Below are 22634 nucleotides of genomic sequence, written 5' to 3' on the forward strand. Positions count from 1 at the left end.
ATTAGCCATCTTACGTTTACTAAGTAATCAAACCGCTCGGTTTAATAACATAGATTTGATTTGCCCAATTGCTTTAGTCGGGTTAAGACCCTTAGGACAAACGCTAACACAGTTCATGATACTGTGGCAACGGAACACACTGAACGCATCGTCTAAATCCGCTAAACGTTCTTCAGTTGCTGTATCTCGGCTATCAGCTAAGAAACGGTAAGCGTGAAGAAGGCCTGCTGGACCAATGAACTTGTCTGGATTCCACCAGAACGAAGGACACGATGTCGAACAACATGCACACAAAATACACTCATATAGCCCATCTAATTTATCACGTTCTTCAATAGATTGAAGACGCTCGCCTGCTGCAGGCTGATCATTAATTAAATAAGGTTTAACTTTTTCGTACTGAGTGTAGAACTGACTCATGTCAATAACAAGGTCACGAACCACAGGTAAGCCTGGTAACGGACGTACTACAATTTTACCTTTGCCATTTTTTTGTAGCGTAGATAAAGGAGTAATACATGCTAAACCATTTTTACCATTCATGTTAACACCATCAGATCCACACACACCTTCACGGCATGAACGACGAAAAGATAGTGTAGGATCTTGTTCTTTTAAAAGAATAAGTGCATCTAACACCATCATGTCGTGACCTTCCTCTGTTTGCAAGGTGTATTCTTGCATACGAGGAGCGTTGTCAACATCTGGATTATAACGATAAACTGAAAATTGTACTTGTGCCATCGTCTATCTCCTAGTAAACACGTGCTTTAGGTGGGAAAGCTTCACGCGTTTTAGGCGCATAGTTTACATCACGCTTACTCATTTCATCCGTTACAGGATTGAATACTGAGTGACATAACCAGTTTTCGTCATCACGATCTGGGTAGTCAAAGCGAGAATGTGCACCACGGCTTTCTGTACGGAAGTTTGCAGCTACTGCAGTTGAGTAAGCTGTTTCCATTAAGTTATCTAGTTCAAGACATTCGATACGCTGCGTATTGAAGTCTGATGATTTATCATCAAGACGAGCATGTTGCAGACGTTCACGAATTTCTTTAAGTTCTTGAAGACCTGAAGCCATTGAATCGCCTTCACGGAATACCGAGAAGTTAAGCTGCATACATTGCTGTAGATCTTTTTTGATTTGAACTGGATCTTCACCTTGGCCAGCCGTTGAATTTTCCCAACGGTTGTAACGTGCAAGAGACGCTTCTAAATCTGACTCTGAAGCCGCTTTTGACACTTCAACATCTTTAAGGTATTTACCTAAGAAGTTACCAGCAGCACGGCCAAATACAACTAAATCTAGTAATGAGTTACCACCTAGGCGGTTTGCACCGTGTACAGATACACATGCAATCTCACCAACAGCAAATAAACCTTCAACTACTTTTTCGTTGCCTTGAGCATCGATTTGTAGTGCTTGTCCATTTACGTTAGTAGGAACACCACCCATCATATAATGACAAGTAGGAATTACTGGAATTGGTTCTTTAGCTGGATCAACGTGAGCGAAAGTTTTAGCTAGGTCACATACGCCAGGAAGACGTAGGTTAAGCGTTTCTTCACCTAAATGGTCAAGTTTCAGCTTGATATGAGGACCCCAAGGACCATCACAACCACGACCTTCACGGATTTCAGTCATCATTGAACGCGCAACAACATCGCGAGACGCTAAGTCTTTTGCGTTTGGTGCGTAACGTTCCATGAAGCGCTCGCCATCTTTATTTAAAAGATAACCGCCTTCACCACGACAACCTTCAGTTACTAGCGTACCAGCACCTGCAATACCCGTTGGGTGGAACTGCCACATTTCCATGTCTTGCATAGAAATACCAGCGCGTGTTGCCATACCAACACCGTCGCCGGTGTTAATGTGAGCATTTGTTGTTGATGCGAATATACGACCTGCACCACCAGTGGCTAATACAACTGCTTTAGATTTGAAGAAAGTGATTTCACCTGTTTCAATCTCAATTGCTGTACACCCTACTACATCGCCATTGTCGTTTTTAACTAAGTCAAGTGCATACCACTCAGAGAATACATTTGTTTTGTTTTTAACGTTTTGTTGATATAGAAGATGAAGTAAAGCATGACCAGTACGGTCAGCAGCAGCGGCAGTACGTGCGGCTTGTTCACCACCAAAGTTTTTCGATTGACCACCGAAAGGACGTTGGTAAACACGGCCATTTTCAAAACGAGAAAATGGTAGTCCCATGTTTTCTAATTCAGTAATAGCTTCTGGGCCAGTTTGACACATGTATTCAATAGCGTCTTGGTCGCCGATAAAATCGGAACCCTTAACGGTATCGTACATATGCCATTCCCAGTTGTCTTCGTGTGAATTACCTAGCGCTACTGTAATACCACCTTGAGCAGATACAGTGTGTGAGCGCGTTGGAAATACTTTAGATATTAATGCACACGTTTTGCCAGATTCTGTAATTGCTAAAGCAGCGCGCATACCAGCACCACCTGCACCAATTACTACGGCGTCAAATTCACGAACAGAATATTTCACTTAAACACCCCATAAAACGATTAGACCAATAGCTACGTAAGCAACGGCCATTAGGTTTAAAACAAAACCTAAAACAGCACGCAACTTCGAACACTTAACATAGTCTGTAAGAACTTGCCAAAGGCCAATGCGGGTATGAACCATAATGCAAATAAGGGTAATTAAAGTAAACCCTTTCATTGCTAGGTTAGAGAAGAGGCCTGTCCAGGCTTCGAAAGTGACTTCTGGCGTCGCTAAAAAATAGCCGATAATAAAAATCGCGTACGCGCTGATTATTAATGCCGTGGTACGTAAAGATACGAAATCTTGTACACCATCACGTTTTAGAGTTGCTTGATTTAAAACCATATCCACACCCCTGCCAATACGGCAAACACAACACCAAGAGCCATTGATACTTTAGCGCTGAGGTTACCTGATTCAAGTTCTTCCCAATGTCCCATATCCATAATCATATGACGGATGCCACCAATAAGGTGATAACCTAATACAGAAACAGTGCCCCAAGCTATAAATTTGGCAATGAATCCGTTAAACAGACCCTTGACGAATTCAAAACCTTCAGCTGAAGAGAGAGACTCAGACCAAGCCCAAATGACAAAAGTTAAAGCAAAAAACAATGCAACACCGGTGACGCGGTGAAAAATTGAAGCTTTAGCCGTTGCCGGCATAGATATAGTTGTTAGATCTAGATTTACAGGTCTTTGCTTTTTCACAGTTACTTGCCCATCTTTGCTCACAGTGGAGCTCATCTACTTGTTTTTCTAAAAACCCACCAAATATTACTGATGGAACTATCAGAATAAACGTATCAAAATAGTTAAAGTTCACAAAACAGTAAATTTTAAGCTGTTAAGAATATGTTTACCCAAATACAATACGGTTTAAAACCACCGTTAGTATATATACCCACAGGACTTTTTACAATTCTTGTTTATTTAGAGATGTTTGCGAATTAGCCAATAGTATTATATTTAATTAATACCGAATATTTATTATACATATATGCATAATGTTTATAAAAATTGACTTTAACCCCCTCTTTCACGTTAAAATGCGAAGATGTGCTTAAAACAGATTTCAGAACTTTAAAATCTAAAAATCAGAATAGATATCTTAATAGGAGATACATAGCGATGGCAGATAAAAAAGCCACAGTCCATATTGATGGACTAGATCCAATCGAACTTCCAATTTATCAAGGCACTGCTGGCCAAGATGTAATCGACGTACGTACGTTAGGTTCACATGGTCACTTTACTTATGACCCAGGTTTCATGTCGACTGGTTCTTGTGAATCTGCAATCACCTATATTGATGGTGGTAAAGGTGTACTACTTCACCGTGGTTACCCAATTGAGCAATTAGCTGAAGATTCTAACTATATTGAGCTTTGCTACTTACTTTTAAATGGTGAGTTACCTTCTAAAGAACAATATGAAGTTTTTAAGAATGAAATCACTACAAGCACTATGCTTGACGAGAAGATTGCTAACTTTTTCCAAGGTTTCCGCTTTGACGCTCACCCAATGGCAATGCTTTGTGGCGTAGTGGGTGCGTTATCATCTTTTTATCATGAAGACCTTGATATTACTGATGCAGAACAACGTAAAACAAGCGCAGTTAAGCTAGTTGCTAAGTTACCAACTATTGCTGCAATGGCTTATAAAACAAACATCGGCCAACCGTTTGTATACCCACGTAACGATTTAAGCTACGCAGAAAACTTCTTACACATGATGTTCTCTGTACCTGCTGAAGAATATAAAGTTAACCCTGTAACTGCTAAAGCCATGGATAAAATCTTTATGCTTCATGCAGATCATGAGCAAAATGCATCGACTTCAACAGTTCGTCTTGCTGGTTCATCAGGTGCTAACCCGTATGCATGTATTGCAGCTGGTATTGCTTCTTTATGGGGACCTGCTCACGGCGGCGCTAACGAAGCATGTTTAAACATGTTAGAAGAGATTGGCTCTGTGGACCGTATTGATGAATACGTTGCTAAAGCTAAAGACAAAGCTGACCCATTCCGCCTTATGGGCTTTGGTCACCGCGTTTACAAAAACTTCGACCCACGTGCTACAGTAATGCGTCAAACGTGTCATGAAGTTTTAGCTGAGCTAAATATCCAAGATCCACTTCTTGATATTGCTATGAAGCTTGAGCAAATTGCCCTTGAAGACCCGTACTTTGTAGAGAAGAAACTATACCCTAACGTAGATTTCTACTCTGGTATTATCTTAAAAGCGATTGGTATTCCAACAAGCATGTTCACTGTAATTTTTGCAATGGCACGTACTGTTGGTTGGATCACTCACTGGGATGAGATGCTATCTCAACCTGGTCATAAGATCAGCCGTCCTCGCCAAATGTATACTGGTTACACTCAACGTGACTACGTATCAACTGACAAGCGTTAATTAGCGCTGGTTAGTTTAAAAGGCCGCATTTTGCGGCCTTTTTTATTAACAGCACTTGAGAATTATCATAAACCGATTACAATCCCTGCCTAAAAAACACTATGTAGATGAGCTATGCCTACTTTAAAGTTTGATATAAATAAAATTAGAAAAGACTTCCCGACATTAAATCAAACAATAAACGGCTGCCCGCTTGTTTATTTAGACTCAGCAGCAACCTCACAAAAGCCTCAATCAGTTATAGATACAATTACTGAGTTTTATACGTCTCAAAATGCAAATGTACACCGTGGACGCCATACACTTAGCGAACAGGCCACTTATTCTTATGAACAAGTCCGGGATAAAACTGCAAGGTTTTTTAATGTCTTAAGTAAAGAGATTGTATGGACTAAAGGTGCTACAGAAGCCATAAATTTGGTCGCTAACGGCTTAAAAAAGCGCTTAAATGAAAGTCATACCATAATAATATCTCCGCTTGAGCATCACGCAAACATAGTGCCTTGGCAACTAGTAAGCCAACAGACGGGAGCTAAATTAGTCTCTCTGCCGCTTAATAATAACGGCACGCTAAACATACAACAATGCTGTAAATTTATAAAAGAAACAAAACCTGCCTTATTAGCTATTACACAAGCATCGAACACACTGGGTAATATCACTGATTTAAAGCCACTAATTGTAGCTGCAAAAGAGGTGAATTCGCTTGTTTTAGTGGACGGAGCCCAAGGTGCACTGCATTTAAAACCCGATTTACGTGAATTAAACTGTGACTTTTATGTTTGCTCAAGCCATAAAATGCTCGGTCCAACAGGCTTAGGTGTACTTTATGGCCAATATGAAGAGCTAAATACGCTAGATATTTACCAATCCGGCGGTGAAATGATCGATAAAGTTTACTTAACTCATAGCACTTATCGCCCTGCGCCTGCAAAATTTGAAACTGGCACACCAAATATTTCTGGAGTTTTAGGCTTTGGTGCCGCATTAGACTATTTAAATGAATTAGATCACGTGCAAATACAGCAATATGAACAAGAATTGTTTAGTTACGCGGCGCAAAAATTGGTAAAGATGGATGGCATTACCATATTCAGCAACCTATCTGACAATATTGGTACACTCTGTTTTAATTTTAAAGATGAACATCCTTATGATTTGGCAACTTTACTTGACGGATATGGGGTTGCAGTCAGAAGTGGACACCATTGTACGCAACCATTAATGACACATTTAGGGCTTAATGGAACGTTAAGAGCGAGTTTTTCTTTTTATAATACCTACAAAGATGTAGATATATTCATTGATTCACTTAAAAAATGTATCGCTTTATTAGATTGAACGCCAGTTTAATAGAATTAATTAGGATAACTCATGACAAATACGTTTAACAAAGTCACAGAATCTATAAAAAATGCACCTGCTTGGCAGCAAAAATATCGTGAAATAATGTTTTTAGGAAAAACGTTACCGGCTTTAGCTGATGTTTTAAAAACTGATGACGCACTTGTCTCTGGCTGTGAAAGCAAAGTATGGATGTTCGTTGAATTTGACTTAACCGAAAATACACTTGTTGTAATAGGTGACTCTGATACTCGTATAGTAAAAGGATTATTAGCTATTATTTTAGCGCTTTATAACGGGCTCACACCAGAACAGGTAGTGAATAAAAATGCGTATGAAGAATTTGAAAAGCTAGGCCTTATCAGCCACTTAAGCGCATCACGTGGTAATGGTATTAAAGCCATGGTTGAAAAAATTCAAACCATGGCACAACACAAGCTTAGTTAGCAAAAACTAAGCTTGTGAGCGTTGTTTTTTATCTAGGTATTTACGTACAGCTTTAGCAGCAACAAAAAAACCAAAGCTTCCTGTGATCATAGTCACAGAGCCAAAACCATTATTACAGTCCATATTCATCGTGCCATCAGCACTTTGCTTAGCATGACATACGCTGCCATCGCTTCCTGGGTAAACCAATTGCTCTGTTGAGTAAACACAGTCAATATTAAACTTACGTTTAGGATTATTACTAAAATTATATTGCTTGCGCAAAATATAGCGCACCTTTGCAAGTAATGGGTCTTGCGTAGTTTTAGCTACATCACCAAAAGTTATTTGGCTAGGATCAGTTTGCCCGCCAGCACCACCGGTTGTAATTATAGGGAGTTTATTACGTTTACAATGCGCTATTAATGCCGCCTTTTCTTTAACCGCATCAATACAATCAATCACATAATCAAAACCTTGAATATGTTCTTGAATATTATCAAGTGTAATAAAGTCATCTATTACACTAATTTGGCACTGTGGATTAATGAGCTCGCAGCGCGCTTTCATTGCATCGACTTTAGCTTGACCAATAGTGCCCGTTAACGCATGAATTTGCCTATTGACGTTAGTGGCGCAAATATCATCCAAATCAATCAATGTTATTTTACCAACACCAGTACGCGCAAGTGCTTCTGCTGTCCAGCTTCCTACACCACCAATACCTACTACACAAAAATGTGCTTCTTGAAGCCAATCAAACTGTTGATGACCATATAAACGTTTAATACCACCAAAACGTATATCTGTAACTTTTTCGCTCATTTACCAATCCAGTTGCCATGGCGATTGCCATGCTTGAAAATCTTGATGTTTAATTAACGCCAAATACTCATCACCATTATCGGGTAATAAAGTTAGCTGTATTTGTTCACTTTGCCATAAAAAGCTCAATGCATATGCATGTAAATAGGTACGATTTGATAGCGAGCCTGAATACATTGCATCGCCTAAAATAGCTGCACCCACACTTTTTAGTGCCACTCTTAGTTGATGTGTTTTACCAGAGTAAGGCTTTAAAATATACCCTCTAAACCCTGGCTTATAACTCAGAGAATAGAATCGGGTAATTGCAGGGTTAAGTGTACTCGTTAGTAACTTAAATGAGCCACGGCGAGATTTAGCCATATCGCCTTTTATCCACCCCTGCTTCTTTTTTGGTTTAGTATCACTAATCGCTAAATAAAATTTATTAATCGCATGCTCAGTAAACATAACAGTAAAGGCGGCTGCAGCGGATTTGTTTCGCGCTAAAATAATCAGCCCTGATGTCACTTTATCTAAACGATGAACGGCATAAAGCTTTTGCAATAATTGTTGTTCGGCTAAAACAACAAAGCCGGGTCCCTCTTCAGAATGAAAATTAAGACCCGCTGGCTTTTCTAAAATATAAAAGTCGTTATGTGTATAAACAACTTTTAATATCTTACTTACTTGCTCACTCACACGTTTTTACTTTTAATATGCGCTATCACTTTAGCTAAGTCATCAGGCGTATCTACACCTGCATGAGGGGCTATTTGAGCTTGTTCTATTTTAATTTTATAACCGTGATACAAAACACGTAACTGCTCAAGTGATTCAAGTAATTCTAGTGGTGATACACTCAGCTCTATATATTGTTTAATAAAACCCGCTCTGTACGCATAAATACCTACATGGCGTTGAAACGGGGCTAAATTAAGGGCAGTGCTATCATCCATCATCGTATTTCTATCAAACGGTATACTTGCACGAGAGAAATACAGGGCATTTTTATTTATATCGCTAACCACTTTAACGGCATTAGGATTAAATACTTCATCACGTTCTTCAATAGCAACACTTAACGTTGCCATTGGTGCTGTTGAATCACTTAATAGTGCAGCAACTTGAGATACGTTTTCTGGTGCAAGTAATGGCTCATCGCCTTGTACATTAACCACAATTGTATTGCTATCAAGTTTCAGCAAATCAACCACTTCAGCTAATCGTTCAGTACCCGACTGGTGATCTTCACGCGTCATTAGTACATCATTAGTAAACATACTTACTGCATCAAATACTTTTTGATGATCGGTTGCTATAACTACTTTACTAGCACCTGATAAACATGCTTTTTCGTAAACGTGTTGAACCATTGGCTTACCACAAATATCAGCAAGCGGTTTACCTGGTAGTCGGGTCGATGCAAAACGAGCAGGAATTACAACTACGAATTCCACTTTTCAACCTCTTCTAGAGATAGTTCTCGTGCTTCATTTTCAAGTAAAACTGGAATATCGTCTTGAACAGGATAAGCAAGCTTAGCTGCTGTGCTAATTAGTTCGTTGTTTTCTCTGTCAAAGCGTAATTTTCCCTTACAAACAGGGCACGCAATTATCTCGAGTAATTTTGTATCAAAGGCCATTGAGTATTCCTTTTTCTTTTAATATTGAATTTAATGTGTTTATTACGCTATCGGTAGGTTGTGCATCTACTGGTAAATAATACCAATTAGGCTTTGCAAAGGACTTACATTTAACGGCATCTTTTTCGGTCATTATAATGCAATCATCACCAAATTGGGCAAAATCATCTACTGTATAAGCATAATGATCTCTAAAATGATGAGTCGATAATAACGTGATATCTTGTACTTCTAATGAGTTTTCAAACCGTTTAGGGTTCCCAATTGCACTTATTGCATGTGCTTCACTTACGTTACTTTTTGCATAATCGCCTGAATTAACCAAGCGAAGATTACTTACTTGTAATGTGTAGCTATTATTAGCCTCACCACCATTTTCAATTACTATATCGACACTTTGCAAACGTTTAGTTGTTTCACGAAGTGGTCCTGCTGGCATAACAAAGCCATTACCAAAACGACGCTCACTATCAACAATACAACACTCAATGCTACGAGGCATTTTATAATGCTGCATTCCATCATCAGAAATAATAACATCGAGTGTATAATTATTTTCTAATAAATCGATATTGTGTTGTCTATTAGGCCCAACCGCTATTGGGCACTTTAAACGATGGTATAAAAGTACGGGCTCATCTCCAGCCTGCTGAGCATCTACAAGCTCAGTAACTAACAGTGGGTAATTTTCTGATTGCCCGCCATATCCTCTACTAATAATTCCTACTGATAAACCTTGCTGTGTTAAATGACCATACAGCCACAAAACAAAAGGCGTTTTACCATTACCGCCAACACTTATATTGCCAACTACGATTACAGGCGTTTTGCACTCAAAAGGTTTAAGTATTTTAGCGCTGTATAAGTATTTTCGAAATGACGATACAACCCAAAACAAAGCACTTAATGGTAATAACAGCAAAGTAATTAGACCAAATGGTTTATACCAGCTTTGTTCTATTTTACTCACGCCTGATCACCAAACTGCATTTTGCAAAGGGCTGAATAAGTACCGTCATTTGCTAATAAGCTATTGTGATCGCCACTTTCTATTACACGACCGTTATCAATAACATAAATTCGGTCACTGTTTTCGATAGTAGATAAGCGGTGCGCAATGACAATTGAGGTTTTATCTTTCATTAGCGTTTCTAATGCTTGCTGAATAAGCTTTTCAGATTCGGTATCAAGTGCTGATGTTGCCTCGTCTAAAATCAAAATAGGTGCGTCTTTTAATATTGCACGTGCTATCGCTATACGCTGACGTTGACCGCCGGAGAGCATTACACCATTTTCACCTACCATGGTGTTTAATTGCTCTGGCAGGTCTTTAACAAACTCCCAAACATGCGCTTGTTTAGCAACTTGCTCTAATTCTTTCTCAGACACATCATGCTTTATGCCATAACAAATATTGTTAGCAATCGTATCGTTAAATAACACGACCTGCTGAGACACTAAAGCAAACTGGCGACGCAAATCTGTTAATTTATAATCCTGCAGGGCTATACCATCAAGTAATATTTCACTCGGTAACTCTAGGTCATAGTAGCGTGGTAATAAATTAGAAATTGTTGATTTACCCGAGCCTGAGCGCCCTACTAAGGCAATACTTTCACCCGCTTTAATCGTTAGCGACAAATCGTTTAATACGGCTTCATCTTTTGTTGGGTACTTAAAAGTTACATTTTTAACTTCAATTAACCCTTTAACTTTATCGACTGAAACGGTGCCAGTATCTTTTTCCATTTCTTCATCTAAAACTAAAAATATACTTTGTGCAGCAGAGATACCACGCTGCATATCACTATTAACATTAGCGAGTTGTTTTAGCGGTCGCAATAGCATCATCATTGAGGCAATTAATGCCATGAAGTCACCAGAGGTAATCGTATCAATCATTGATGGAAGAGATACAGCCCATAAAATAACAGCCATAGCACTTGCTGCTAATATTTGAATAATTGATACACTTAAAGCTTTTGTCGCATCCATTTTAATGCGCTGCTGGCGGTTATGATTATTAATCTTTGAGAAATGGTTTATTTCTTGGTCTTGTCCGCCAAATCCATGAATAACTTTATGTCCGCTAAGCATTTGTTCAGAGCTACGTGTAACCTGCCCCATAGCTGATTGGATACTTTTAGAAATATGGCGAAAACGTTTCGATACAACTGCTACAATAATGGCAACGAGAGGGATGATGACTAAAAATATAAGTGAGAGCTTCCAACTGGTATAAAACATTACACCAAGTAAAAAGACAACAAAGGCCCCTTCACGTACAACAATAAGTAACGCTTTAGTAATTGCTTGTTGAACTTGCTCTGTGTCAAAAGTGATTTTTGAAATTAAATCGCCTGTTGAGTTTTTGTCATGAAAAGAAACGGGTAAATGCAATATGTGCTCAAATAACTCTTGGCGTAAAGAGCGTACAACTTGAGAGCCCACATAACTTAAACAGTACGAAGACATAAAGTTAAAAACACCACGCCCTAGTACTAACGCGATAACGACAAAAGGAGCGTACTTTAAAACTTCTGTATTTCGCTGGTTTAAACCTTGATCAATAAACGGCTTCATTAATTGAATGAATAAAGCATCCATTGCTGAATAGCCTATCATCCCAACAATTGCGATAAAAGCGACGCTTTTGTATGCGCCAACATACGAGACAAGACGTTTATAAATTTGTGCAGTACTTTGATCCATAACACTCTCTAAATACAGTAACTCCCTGTATTGTATCCTTCGATGAGATAAAACTAAACGTCAATCTTTGATAAACCAATAACTTTCCTGCCCTCTTGCTGTTTCTATGACCAAATTGTTTGAGTAGAATTTAATACTAATTTGTCCTTCAACGCCTGTTGTAAATTGCTCGGCGCTTATTGCTTTGTAACGCTCGACAACAACTGGCTTGGGAAATTCCCACTGTCCTTTATAAGCACTTGAATGAATCACAACTTTAGGAGCTACATCACTAATAAAATTAACACTTGAGGATGTATCACTGCCATGATGCGGGCTTAACATGACTGTACTTTTCAACGGTGTATTATTCGCTAATAAGGAGGCTTCACGAGATTTTGATATATCACCTGTAAATAACACACTATGAGTATTACTCGATACTCTAACAACGCATGAATCGTCGTTTTCATTCCCATACCCTCTAGTGCTAAAGCTTTCTACTCTTAAACCAACAAAATCAACACTTTGGACTTCACACAAATTAAGTGTATTTTCAGGATGAAATTGCTTTAATGTTTCCCCAAATCCAGCTTCAATAAAATGCTGTATTCCTCCAGCGTGATCACTGTCTTCATGACTTAGAATCGCTGTTTTTACTGTGAAATTATTTGCTTTTATATAAGGCAATAAAATACTTCGCGTACGGCTAAAACGATTAAAATAACTTGGACCAAAATCATAGATAAGCACTTGGTTATCTTTTTCAATTAATGCCATGAGACCATGCCCAACATCAAACACATGAAGTTGCCAGTTAGGCTTTTCTTTTAGAAGATTATTCAATAAAAGTACTGTTAAAGGAATGAAACAGAGCAATTTATAGGGGAGGAAGTAAATCATCAACATAGTAATATAGGTAAAAATGACGAATATTAACTCGATTCTTCCTGTTGTCAGCCATCTTAACGACTCGGGTATTTCATAAAGTAATTTAAATAACGCATATAACCCTGTATCAAACAAATGTATTAAATTACCTATATCTATAAAAGTACTCAGTAATGTAAAAACAATCAAAAATGGCAAAATAATGATGGAAAGAAACGGTATCGCAATTAAGTTAATCACTAATCCCGCAATACTTACGCCATTAAAAAAATAAAGTGAAAGTGGTAATAAACCGATAAACAATGCTACTTGAATAACAAATAACGCAATAATTTTGTTTTTTATTCGTGTTTTTAATATTGGTAATTTATTAATAACAGTAAAAATTATAGCGACAGCTAAAAATGAAAAATACAGACCTGGATTAAGTAAATTAAATGGGTTAACAGCAAGCACTATTACCAAGGCAAATAAAATACTACGCCAACGCAGCGGCTGCTTAGCAAGAAAATAAAGTAACAAATAACAACCCAGCATAATTAGCGCTCGCGTTGCTGATACTAAAAAGTCACTTAAATATACGTAAACTAATGCAGCTATAAAACCGAACGAACTGTAGTAAAGTGTAAGGTTAAATGATTGACCAATTGAAAAGTTTATTTTCGTACAGATAAATCGAATGAATAAGTAACCAAAGCTAAAAATCAAACCAATATGTAAGCCCGATATAGCCAGTAAATGACTTAACCCAAGTGATTGCATTAATTGTTTATCTGTATAGCTCATTAACGATTTATCACCACTGAGTAATGCATAATAGAGCCACTGCAATCTTGTATTTGTATAGGTATTTTTAATGAAGTTTTGATAATCTAGTACGATGCTTTGTTTATCGCTGTGTATTATATTAAGCTCTTTATTGAGCACTTTGCCTTTAAATAATATTCTATTTACAAATGCATAACGTTCAGTATCAAACACATTAAAATTTTTATTACTGCGAAAATATTTCAAATGGATTAATGCAGAGAATTCATCCCCGACTGTAAAAGGCTGTGCAGAATTAACACTGAGCATTGCTTTGGGTGCTCTAAAATTCGAAAAGCTACTCCCGTCTAATGCCACTATTTTGGCTTTGATATACTGAGGTTTTTTATCAGAAATAATCTCTTCAACAACTAATGTAGAATCAAGTGCATACTTTTCGTTCGGTTTTGGTATTTCAAAACTATAAAAAAGGTAAAAATGCATACCAACAAAGCAAATTGCACAAATAAAGCCTAACAATACGTTTAAAAACGGCTTAAAATAAGCGCTCACTATTACAATGAAAATTGTGAAGACTGTAAATTCGAGAGTTTGATAATAAAACACGGTTGCTACACAGCCAATTACAAACCCAAGACTTATCCACACTGATGTAAATGGTTGCTTTAAATGGCTAAAAAAACTATCCAAAGATTTTTACCTGATCCAAATAAAATTAGACATCATAAATCACTAAAAATATTTGGACGACTTTTGCAAGACGCAAATCTTTGGCATTTAAATAGACGTTCAGCTCGAGGGGCCTTCGCGGTCGGATTATTTTTTGCTTTCATCCCTGTTCCTTTTCAAATGGTTTTAGCCGCAGCAGGTGCTATATTATTTAGGGTTAATTTACCCATATCAGTTGCTTTAGTATGGCTTACGAATCCATTAACCATGCCACCTATCTTTTATGGCTCATACTTAGTGGGTACGTTAATACTTAATCAGCCAGAACAACACTTTGTATTTGAAGCCAGTTGGTCTTGGTTTTTAGAAAGTATAGAAACAATTGGTCCTGCATTTTTATTAGGTTCATTAGTATGTGCTTCTATTGCATCAATTATCGGATATTTTGGTATCGATATTATTTGGCGCCGTTCTGTGAAAAAAGCATGGTTATCACGAAATAATTAGGCCGTTAAAGCTAAATAATCACTGCAATTCTAATCTAATAAAATATTATAGACGAAAAAAAACCAACTTTATTAAGTTGGTTTTTTTACAATCAATAAACTTTAAAAGCGAAATACGCGCCTTAAGCCAACCAGTGGTAATAACAATAATGTATACCAAGGGAAGCTAGCAGAGTTACGCTCATAAGCTTCCGCTTCTACTGGAGCACAGCTTTCTACTTCACCATTTGCAATGGGAGTTAGTTTAACTGCTATTGCAATACTCTCATATTCAATTTCACCATTAATATCAGTTACTACACCGCCTAATGAATCAAGCTTTTCAACTGTTTTAGTCGCAGTACCAAATATTTCATTATTTTCGTTGATAGCTGTCGCTTCAACCATAGTATAAGCGTAATCAGTTTCACCGTCGGTGTCATAACAAGGCAGTAAATCGTTTAGATTAGTGATTTTATCTTCACCAATTTTGTAAATAAAGGCTTCTTTTAGTCGCGAGCTATCGGAAACACCCACTTCTCCTTCACCTACAATATAACCTTGGTTATTTATATCGTTACCGTAAGAACTTGAGCTTGAAAAGTAATCAGTAGGGAAAACCGTACTACCCGTTGCGATATCATGGTAAAAGAATTTATTACGAAGAGTGCCTTCAATACGCTTAGTCGCATAACCTGTAATAACATCGTTATCATTAATAGCAATTGATTTACCAGACTGCCAGTCATCTTCTTGATTAATAAAATCAACAACCGCACCGTCTTTAAAATAAACTGGCATTGTAAGAATTGTATCGTCATTTTTGTAATAACGTGTATTCGATGAACCTACAATTGTACCGTTGCTGTTCACTGCTAAAGCAGTACTTGTAAATGCGTCATCTTCCGCTTCACCTTCATCAGGTGTCAGTGCCATACCAAGCTCTTCAACAGACGTGATATTGAGTGATTCATCAAGTTCCCATTTAACAGCGCGCTTATTAAATATACCGCGTGAAATATTTGAATTTAACAAGTTGATACATACTGACGTTGGTTCGTCTTCATTATCACAGTTATCATCAATATTGTCTTGTCTGTCATCTGGAATGCTTGTAGACATGTTACCTACAACGGTATAACCACTGTTAGTTTTAATAATATCGTTGGCACGACTTGTACCACCGTATTCATTAAACTCAGGCTCTAACTCAACACTTACACTGCCATCAGCGCTTATTACAATCCCACGTTCTATAAATTCATGAGTAAACCATGTTTCTGCATCATCTTCACCATCAGGTGTAAAAGATACTTTATCGTATGGAGCGCTTCCCCAACCGACTGTAACACCATCTTCAGTTACAGCATTAAAAAGGTTAGTAGTTGAACGTGTTAGTCCGTCATAATCAACAGATGCAACATCAAATAATGGTTGCTCAGTTATTTGTGTATCATTATATTTTATGCCTACTAATGAGCTTAATTTTTGATATTCAAAATTTGTAGAAATTGAAGATAAAAAACTAACCATGAAAGTGTGTGCATCAGCATTAGTCAGTACTGCATCATTATTTTCAATGTCATCAAGTGTGAAGGTAATCTCTTTATCACTTAATTCAAATGCTGCCTCTGTATTGTCATAGCTATTTTCAATAAGGTTTTCAGTAAAATCTATATAGCTTGTATCAATAGGTAAATTGTATAAACCATTTGCGAAACCAATAATATGCCCGCTTTCGCTTACATCTGTTACATAAGAATATTTAGCGTCTTCAAGAGTCCCTAATTCACTTAACTGGTACGTCGCACTTGTTGCTGAAGTGCTTAATGTCGCTAAAATACTGGCAGCGAGTAATTTATATTTCATTTTAGTCCTTACTACTGATTCTGTAATTCTTCAAGTTCTTCCCAGCGCTCAAGGGCAGCTTCAAGGTCAGACTCAAGTTGTGCTAAATGGTTCAATGCTTTAGTTGTTACATCACTCTCTTGTTTAAAAAAGTTTGCGTCACTTACTACAGCTTGTTGAGCTTCAATTTCAGCTTCTAGTTTTTCCATTTTATTCGGTAGTTGCTCTAATTCAAGTTTTAATTTGTAAGAGAGTTTATTTGTCTTAGCTGCTGGTTTTGAAGCTGGAGCGGCTACTTTTTCAACTTTTTTTACTGGTTGTTGCTGAATTTTTTTTTCTTGTTCAGCTAAGTAACCTACATAAGCTTCATAGTCGCTATAACCACCGACGATATCTGTTACTTTACCATTGCCTTCAAATGCCCATACACTAGAACATGTATTATCAATAAATTCTCGGTCATGGCTTACAATCAGCACTGTACCTTGATATTGATTAATAATGTCCTCTAGTAACTCTAACGTTTCAATGTCCAAGTCATTCGTTGGCTCATCGAGAACAAGTATATTAGATGGTTTTAAAAACAGTTTAGCTAATAGCAGTCTATTTTTTTCACCACCAGAGAGTGCTTTAACCGGGGTTCGAGCTCGAGCTGGAGGGAATAAAAAGTCTTGCAGGTAACCTAAAACATGACGTGAACGACCGCCCATCACCACTTCTTGTTTACCTTCGGCAACGTTATCTTGAACAGTTGCTTCTTCGTCAAGTTTTTCACGGTATTGGTCAAAGTAAGCAAACTCTAAATTAACACCTTGCTTAGTAATACCACTATCAGGTTCTAAATCACCAAACATTAGTTTTAATAGTGTTGTTTTACCAATACCATTTGGGCCTACTAAGCCAATTCTGTCGCCACGCATTACAAGTGTCGAAAAATCATCAGCAATAACTTTATCTTTAAATGCATGGCAAAGGTTCTTAGCTTCAAATACCAACTTACCTGAGCGATCAGCTGTTTCAATATTAAAGTCAGTTTTTCCAACTTGATCAACACGTTGCTTGCGCTCATTACGTAGCTGTTTTAGCTCTCGAACACGCCCTTCGTTACGCGTTCTTCGCGCTTTAACACCCTGGCGAATCCACGTTTCTTCTTCAGCTAAACGCTTATCAAACAATGCATTTTGCGCTTCTTCTACTTTTAAATCATGCGCTTTTTGCTCTAGATAAGTCGCGTAATCACCTGGGTACGAAATAAGTTTACCGCGATCTAAATCTAAAATACGCGTAGCAACAGCGCGAATAAACGCACGGTCATGCGATATAAATACAATGCCGCCTTTAAATTCTTTTAAAAACTGTTCGAGCCACATTACACTTGCCATATCTAAATGGTTTGTTGGCTCATCTAGTAATAATAAGTCAGGCTCACTTACAAGTGCACGCGCAAGTGCCACTTTACGTAACCAGCCACCAGAAAGAGACTCAAGTTTAGCCTCTGGTGTTAATTCTAATTGTGTTAAGACTAATTGAATTCGGCTATCAAAGCGCCAACCATCAGCGGCTTCAAGTTGGTTTGATAAACGTTCAAGTTTATTTAATAACTTATCAGTACATTGTGTTTGCAGTTCGTTGCTAACATGATGAAAATCAATGAGTAGGTTAGCAATTTCCGGCATACCCTGCGCAACGTAATCAAATACAGTTCCGCTTGCACCTTTTGGTGGATCTTGCTCTAAACGAGAAATTCGAATGCCACCAAGCTGATTTATTTCACCGTCATCTAAAACAACTTGTCCATCAAGTACTTTTAATAACGTTGACTTACCCGCGCCATTTCGACCAACTACACACACTCTTTCGCCACTTTCTATAACGGCGTCTGCTTTATTAAGCAAAGCATGTGTACCAAAAGCAAGTTGTGCTTTTAAAATTCTTATTAAATCCATAGTTCTTATTTGCTCTTATTCTGCTTGTGCTAAAAATTCGCGCACAGAGTGTAAAGTAAAAGGCCAATATAATTTCTCGCCTTTTTCACTTTTTAATACAGGAATAGTAATTTGATACTCAGCAATAAGCTGCTCATCAGTCATAATATCGATTAGTAATAACTCACTGTTGTCATTTACTACATCAGTGATAAGTTGCTCAGCCTGTTCGCACAAGTGGCAGCCATCAGTATGATATAAAGTCCATTTAGCCATGCGTAATTAGCCAGCTATTATGGATTTTTTTATTACGTTTGAAGTCTGGTGATAGCGTTTTATCTGAGATATTAACGGCTTTTAAACCTAAACCAATCAGGCCAACTTCATCCATTACAAAACCACGTTTGTTATTAGAGAAAATCAAAGTACCTGATGGACTTAAGATCTTTTTTACCCACGTTAATAATTTAATGTGATCACTTTGCACATCAAACGCGTCTTTCATACGTTTTGAGTTTGAGAACGTTGGAGGGTCTAAAAATATCAAATCATATTGTGCTGTCGCATGCTCTAACCATTTTAAACAATCTGCTTGTTCAAAACGGTAACGTGTATTACTGATATTGTTTAAATCGAAGTTATCTTGGCCCCATTTTAAATAGGTTTTAGATAAATCAACTGTTGTAATTGCTTTAGCGCCACCAAGTGCAGCATGCACAGAGGCAGTACCTGTGTATGCAAACAAGTTTAAAAAGCGCTTATCTTTCGCATTTTCTTGAATATAACGACGCATTAAACGGTGATCTAAAAACAAACCTGTGTCTAAGTAGTCAAATAAATTAACTTTAAACTTAGCACCAAACTCTTCAACTACCATAGTTCGGTTTTGTTTAGACATGGCCGTATACTGCTCTTCGCCCTTTTGCTTTTTACGCACTTTTACAGCAATATTTTCAGGTGAGATATCAAGTTGTTGCGAAGTCAATGTTATTACGTCTTGCAGGCGTTTTTCTGATGTTTTTTCATCAATTTCTTTAGGCGCTGCATATTCAAAAATAACCGCAGAGTCACCGTAAATATCTACAGCAACATTGTACTCAGGGATATCCGCTTCATAAACACGATAAGCGTCTACTTTATTTTGTTTAAGCCAGTTTTTTAAGCCTTGCTTATTCTTTTTCAATCTATTTGCGAATGACGTAGAGCCCTCAAAATTAAGCGCTTTTTTATCATCGGTAGTCAAACTTACTTGCTTATCATCTAATTGATATAAGTTAAGTTCAACATCAAGTGGGCCATTTTTAAACTTATAACGCTTAAGGCGCACAAGTTTTAAAAGTTTAAATAAGCTCTCGTCCATACCTAGTAAGGCAAGTTTCCAATGATTAAAGTGCTTTTTAAAGCCAACACCTAAATTACGGTGTAAATCAACAAGCTCAGCCATAGAACCAATACGTTCACCATAAGGTAAGTTTGAAATTACAACACCCGGTAATTTTGCAACAGCAGTAAGTTTAGTGGCATCACTTTGCTTAAACTTAATAACATCGTCAAGCTCAGCACGTTTGGCATTATCAATCGCTTTATTTAAAACTTGTTCATCGTAATCGTGGCCAATTAACCACAATTTAGGATCGGTAATGTTAGCAAGTAACTCTTCTTTAAGTTCTTTAAACTTAGCGGCTCTAAAACTGGGTAAACGCTCAAAAGCAAAGCCTTCACGAAATAATCCCGGCGCTTCGTTTCGCGCCATGCCAGCCGCTTCGATTAAAATAGTACCTGCACCACAACATGGATCGAATAAAGGTTGTTTTACATTATCAAGCCAACCACTTCGTTTAATTAATGCAGCAGCTAAATGTTCTTTAATTGGTGCTTTACCTTGGCCTTGGCGGTAACCACGTTCAGATAAACGAGGGCCCGAATAGTCAATATACATAGAAACGCCGTAACGATTTAATCGCGCAACAACACGCACATTTGCATCTTGCTTATCAACGTTAGGACGCTGCTCGTATAAATCATTAAAGTAGTCAACAATCGCATCTTTTATTACAAGACCCGAAAATTGTGTGTTTTTTAATGAGTCATTGGTACCGTTGAAGTCGACAGCGAATGTTTGTGTTGGTCCAAACCACTCTTGCCAAGGTTGCGAGCGAGCAAAATTATACAGGCTATTCTTGTCATCTACGCCTTCTTTTTCTTCAATAAGCATAAGCACACGCGTTGCAAAACGACTTGATAAACAAACCTTTTGCGCCAGTAATGAGTCAGCCTCAAAACGAACAGAACCAACAGTTTGCTTAGACACAGTTGCGCCAAGTTCTGTTAGTTCATCAACCAATAAATTTTCGATTCCGATAGAAGTAAGTGCGATAAATTGCAAAGTAATAACCCTTAATAGCTAATTGCGCAGGATTATAACATAGGTTGGGCGACAAACACGCCATAAAGACACGCTGAAGACTTAAATTTGGTTAGGCGGTTTGACTTTGATATTGCTGATTTAGAATGGGGTGTACTCGATTATTCAAAATACGGATTACTTCAAATTGTGCTAAAGATAAATTTTCGTCTAATTTAAAGGTTTCGCTTAAATTTAAGCAAATAGATGCATCAGGGCAATGCTCTACAATTAAAAAATCACCAGTCTGCGCTTTAGATATTAATTTAACTATTGCTTCTACACTTGGCTCTGTTCCAGTGTACTCTTCAAAAAACCAGCTTTTTGATAAAACGGGTTTTAAGTGATACTTAACAGCGGTTGCATTTAGCGATATTTGACAAATTTGAGCAGCAGACCACAATTCAAACCCATCTAAATAGTTATAAACTTGTTCATAAAATGCAGCATCTTCTAAACTAAAACGTGGATTTTTAAAAACAGAATCGGTGAGTTGTCTTAACTTATAGGGCGTACATAATTGCATGTCGTCATTTAAATCAAGTAACAAACGATTTTTATTAGGACAAGTAATCCACTGCCATTGCTTTGATGCTTGTAACATTTACTCCTCCTTGGGTATGTTGAATAATTATTGCTCACAGTATAACCGCTTTTGACCACTTTTAAAATGCTTGCTTAGAACATTTATCGAACGATCAAAAGCTTAGATAACTGATCCTTATAAGCCGTTAACGATCGACTTTACCAATTGTGGACCTTTGTAGATGAACCCAGTATAAACCTGGACTAAATTTGCGCCTGCATCGAACTTTTCTTTTGCAGATTGCGCATCATCTATTCCGCCTACTCCGATGATTGGTAATTTACCTTGTGTTAAGCGTTTCAATTCACTCACTACCTCTGTAGAACGCATTCTAACAGGGTGACCTGATAAACCGCCGGCTTCTTCTGCATATTGCTGGCCCATAACTGCAGCTCGCTCAAGCGTGGTATTGGTGGCAATTACACCATCGATTTTATTATTTAAAAGTGATTCACTTACTTGTTGAATTTGAATTTGATCTAGATCCGGTGCTATTTTTACAAGCATAGGCACTTGTTTATTGTGCTTTGCAACTAAATCTAACTGTTCGTTTTTAAGACTTTGCAGTAAATCATCAAGTGCAGCGCCATATTGCAAATCACGCAAGCCAGGTGTATTTGGTGATGAAATATTTACCGTAATATATGAGGCATGCTCAAACACTTTACGCATACAATGAATATAGTCATCTTTACCTTGTTCATTTGGCGTATCTTTATTTTTACCAATATTAATACCGAGTATGCCACTGTATTTTGCTGCTTTTACATTTGCGACTAAGTTATCAACGCCTTTATTATTAAAACCCATGCGGTTAATAATAGCGTTTGATTCTGGCAACCTAAAAATACGAGGTTTATCATTACCCGCTTGAGCACGCGGCGTAATAGTGCCAACTTCAATAAAACCAAAGCCCATTTGGCTAAATGCATCAATACATTCCGCATTTTTATCAAGGCCAGCTGCTAGCCCTACAGGGTTTTTAAATTTCAGACCCAAAAAATCGACTGGCTTATCAGAAATATTTTGCGACCAAGCTAAATTTAAAGGTGTATTGGTAAAACGACGAAGATTATTAAGTGCAAACTCATGCGCCCACTCCGCATCACGGGTAAACATAAAACGGCGAGCTAAATCATAAAACATCAATATAATCCTCTTTTTAAATTTTAGACAAAAAAATACCTCAGACAAGGCT

General features: G+C 37.6%; 21 protein-coding genes. 4 read left to right on the top strand and 17 right to left on the bottom strand.

All coding sequences use genetic code 11. The features are described from left to right. Window positions 1-27 precede the first annotated feature (27 nt). Genes FFU37_RS07250 through sdhC form a run of 4 tightly spaced genes read right to left on the bottom strand, consistent with a single transcriptional unit; the run spans window position 28 to window position 3243 of the window. The gene (locus FFU37_RS07250; RefSeq protein WP_002961804.1) at window positions 28-744 is read right to left on the bottom strand and encodes a succinate dehydrogenase iron-sulfur subunit; all 717 of its coding nucleotides are present in this window, start codon (window positions 742-744) and stop codon (window positions 28-30) included. Window positions 745-754: 10 nt separating this feature from the next. Then, window positions 755-2527, bottom strand: a complete 1773-nt coding sequence (gene sdhA / locus FFU37_RS07255; protein WP_002961801.1) for a succinate dehydrogenase flavoprotein subunit — start codon at window positions 2525-2527, stop codon at window positions 755-757. Continuing rightward, window positions 2528-2875, bottom strand: a complete 348-nt coding sequence (sdhD, locus tag FFU37_RS07260; RefSeq protein ID WP_002961798.1) for a succinate dehydrogenase, hydrophobic membrane anchor protein — start codon at window positions 2873-2875, stop codon at window positions 2528-2530. Then, window positions 2866-3243 carry a succinate dehydrogenase, cytochrome b556 subunit gene (gene sdhC, locus FFU37_RS07265; protein WP_122975019.1) on the bottom strand — a complete coding sequence of 126 codons (378 nt, stop codon included), beginning with the start codon at window positions 3241-3243 and terminating at the stop codon, window positions 2866-2868. Before sdhC ends, sdhD begins: the two co-directional genes overlap by 10 nt. 420 nt (window positions 3244-3663) lie before the next feature. On the opposite strand from sdhC, the gene FFU37_RS07270 reads away from it, so the two are divergent. The 3 genes from FFU37_RS07270 (at window position 3664) to FFU37_RS07280 (ending at window position 6741) form a co-directional block, all read left to right on the top strand. Next, a complete protein-coding gene (locus FFU37_RS07270) occupies window positions 3664-4950 on the top strand; it encodes a citrate synthase (protein ID WP_002961796.1) in 1287 nt (428 codons plus the stop codon). Between the two features lie 114 nt (window positions 4951-5064). After that, window positions 5065-6291: a SufS family cysteine desulfurase gene (locus FFU37_RS07275; RefSeq protein ID WP_138489115.1), complete on the top strand. Its 1227-nt coding sequence runs from the start codon at window positions 5065-5067 to the stop codon at window positions 6289-6291. Between the two features lie 33 nt (window positions 6292-6324). Next, window positions 6325-6741, top strand: coding sequence for a SufE family protein (locus FFU37_RS07280; protein ID WP_138489116.1), 417 nt, complete (start codon window positions 6325-6327; stop codon window positions 6739-6741). A gap of 6 nt (window positions 6742-6747) precedes the next feature. Here FFU37_RS07280 and tcdA read toward each other — a convergent pair whose 3' ends face one another. The 7 genes from tcdA to FFU37_RS07315 are packed head-to-tail and all read right to left on the bottom strand — an operon-like array spanning window position 6748 to window position 14209. After that, window positions 6748-7545 (bottom strand): tRNA cyclic N6-threonylcarbamoyladenosine(37) synthase TcdA, encoded by a 798-nt coding sequence (tcdA, locus tag FFU37_RS07285; protein WP_138489117.1) that lies wholly within the window; start codon window positions 7543-7545, stop codon window positions 6748-6750. Further along, on the bottom strand, window positions 7546-8226 hold the full coding sequence (locus tag FFU37_RS07290) for a TIGR01621 family pseudouridine synthase (RefSeq protein ID WP_138489118.1): 681 nt from the start codon (window positions 8224-8226) through the stop codon (window positions 7546-7548). Beyond that, window positions 8223-8984: a 3-deoxy-manno-octulosonate cytidylyltransferase gene (gene kdsB, locus FFU37_RS07295; protein ID WP_138489119.1), complete on the bottom strand. Its 762-nt coding sequence runs from the start codon at window positions 8982-8984 to the stop codon at window positions 8223-8225. Before kdsB ends, FFU37_RS07290 begins: the two co-directional genes overlap by 4 nt. Further along, window positions 8972-9169 carry a Trm112 family protein gene (locus FFU37_RS07300; protein ID WP_002961789.1) on the bottom strand — a complete coding sequence of 66 codons (198 nt, stop codon included), beginning with the start codon at window positions 9167-9169 and terminating at the stop codon, window positions 8972-8974. The genes kdsB and FFU37_RS07300 overlap by 13 nt, the downstream gene beginning before the upstream one ends. Then, window positions 9159-10139 (bottom strand): tetraacyldisaccharide 4'-kinase, encoded by a 981-nt coding sequence (gene lpxK / locus FFU37_RS07305; protein WP_138489120.1) that lies wholly within the window; start codon window positions 10137-10139, stop codon window positions 9159-9161. The genes FFU37_RS07300 and lpxK overlap by 11 nt, the downstream gene beginning before the upstream one ends. Next, complete coding sequence (gene msbA, locus FFU37_RS07310) at window positions 10136-11881, bottom strand: lipid A export permease/ATP-binding protein MsbA (RefSeq protein ID WP_138489121.1); 1746 nt, start codon at window positions 11879-11881, stop codon at window positions 10136-10138. Before msbA ends, lpxK begins: the two co-directional genes overlap by 4 nt. A 60-nt stretch (window positions 11882-11941) precedes the next feature. Then, window positions 11942-14209, bottom strand: a complete 2268-nt coding sequence (locus FFU37_RS07315; RefSeq protein ID WP_138489122.1) for a DNA internalization-related competence protein ComEC/Rec2 — start codon at window positions 14207-14209, stop codon at window positions 11942-11944. On the opposite strand from FFU37_RS07315, the gene FFU37_RS07320 reads away from it, so the two are divergent. Further along, window positions 14189-14695 (top strand): DUF2062 domain-containing protein, encoded by a 507-nt coding sequence (locus FFU37_RS07320; protein WP_024595571.1) that lies wholly within the window; start codon window positions 14189-14191, stop codon window positions 14693-14695. The genes FFU37_RS07315 and FFU37_RS07320 overlap by 21 nt on opposite strands. A 101-nt stretch (window positions 14696-14796) precedes the next feature. Here the strand turns inward: FFU37_RS07320 and FFU37_RS07325 are convergent, their stop codons facing one another. The 6 genes from FFU37_RS07325 to pyrD form a co-directional block, all read right to left on the bottom strand. Next, the gene (locus FFU37_RS07325; protein ID WP_138489123.1) at window positions 14797-16542 is read right to left on the bottom strand and encodes a DUF3466 family protein; all 1746 of its coding nucleotides are present in this window, start codon (window positions 16540-16542) and stop codon (window positions 14797-14799) included. An 11-nt stretch (window positions 16543-16553) separates the two neighbouring features. Next, a complete protein-coding gene (gene uup, locus FFU37_RS07330; RefSeq protein ID WP_138489124.1) occupies window positions 16554-18467 on the bottom strand; it encodes an ATP-binding cassette ATPase Uup in 1914 nt (637 codons plus the stop codon). Between the two features lie 15 nt (window positions 18468-18482). Next, a complete protein-coding gene (locus tag FFU37_RS07335) occupies window positions 18483-18722 on the bottom strand; it encodes a glutaredoxin family protein (protein WP_138489125.1) in 240 nt (79 codons plus the stop codon). After that, window positions 18715-20832, bottom strand: coding sequence for a bifunctional 23S rRNA (guanine(2069)-N(7))-methyltransferase RlmK/23S rRNA (guanine(2445)-N(2))-methyltransferase RlmL (rlmKL, locus tag FFU37_RS07340; RefSeq protein ID WP_138489126.1), 2118 nt, complete (start codon window positions 20830-20832; stop codon window positions 18715-18717). Before rlmKL ends, FFU37_RS07335 begins: the two co-directional genes overlap by 8 nt. Window positions 20833-20923: 91 nt before the next feature. Further along, window positions 20924-21454: a cell division protein ZapC gene (locus tag FFU37_RS07345; RefSeq protein WP_002961896.1), complete on the bottom strand. Its 531-nt coding sequence runs from the start codon at window positions 21452-21454 to the stop codon at window positions 20924-20926. Between the two features lie 117 nt (window positions 21455-21571). After that, window positions 21572-22582 (bottom strand): quinone-dependent dihydroorotate dehydrogenase, encoded by a 1011-nt coding sequence (pyrD, locus tag FFU37_RS07350; RefSeq protein WP_039488000.1) that lies wholly within the window; start codon window positions 22580-22582, stop codon window positions 21572-21574. Window positions 22583-22634: the final 52 nt, after the last annotated feature.

This window comes from Pseudoalteromonas distincta (genome assembly GCF_005877035.1).
Lineage (GTDB): Bacteria > Pseudomonadota > Gammaproteobacteria > Enterobacterales > Alteromonadaceae > Pseudoalteromonas > Pseudoalteromonas distincta.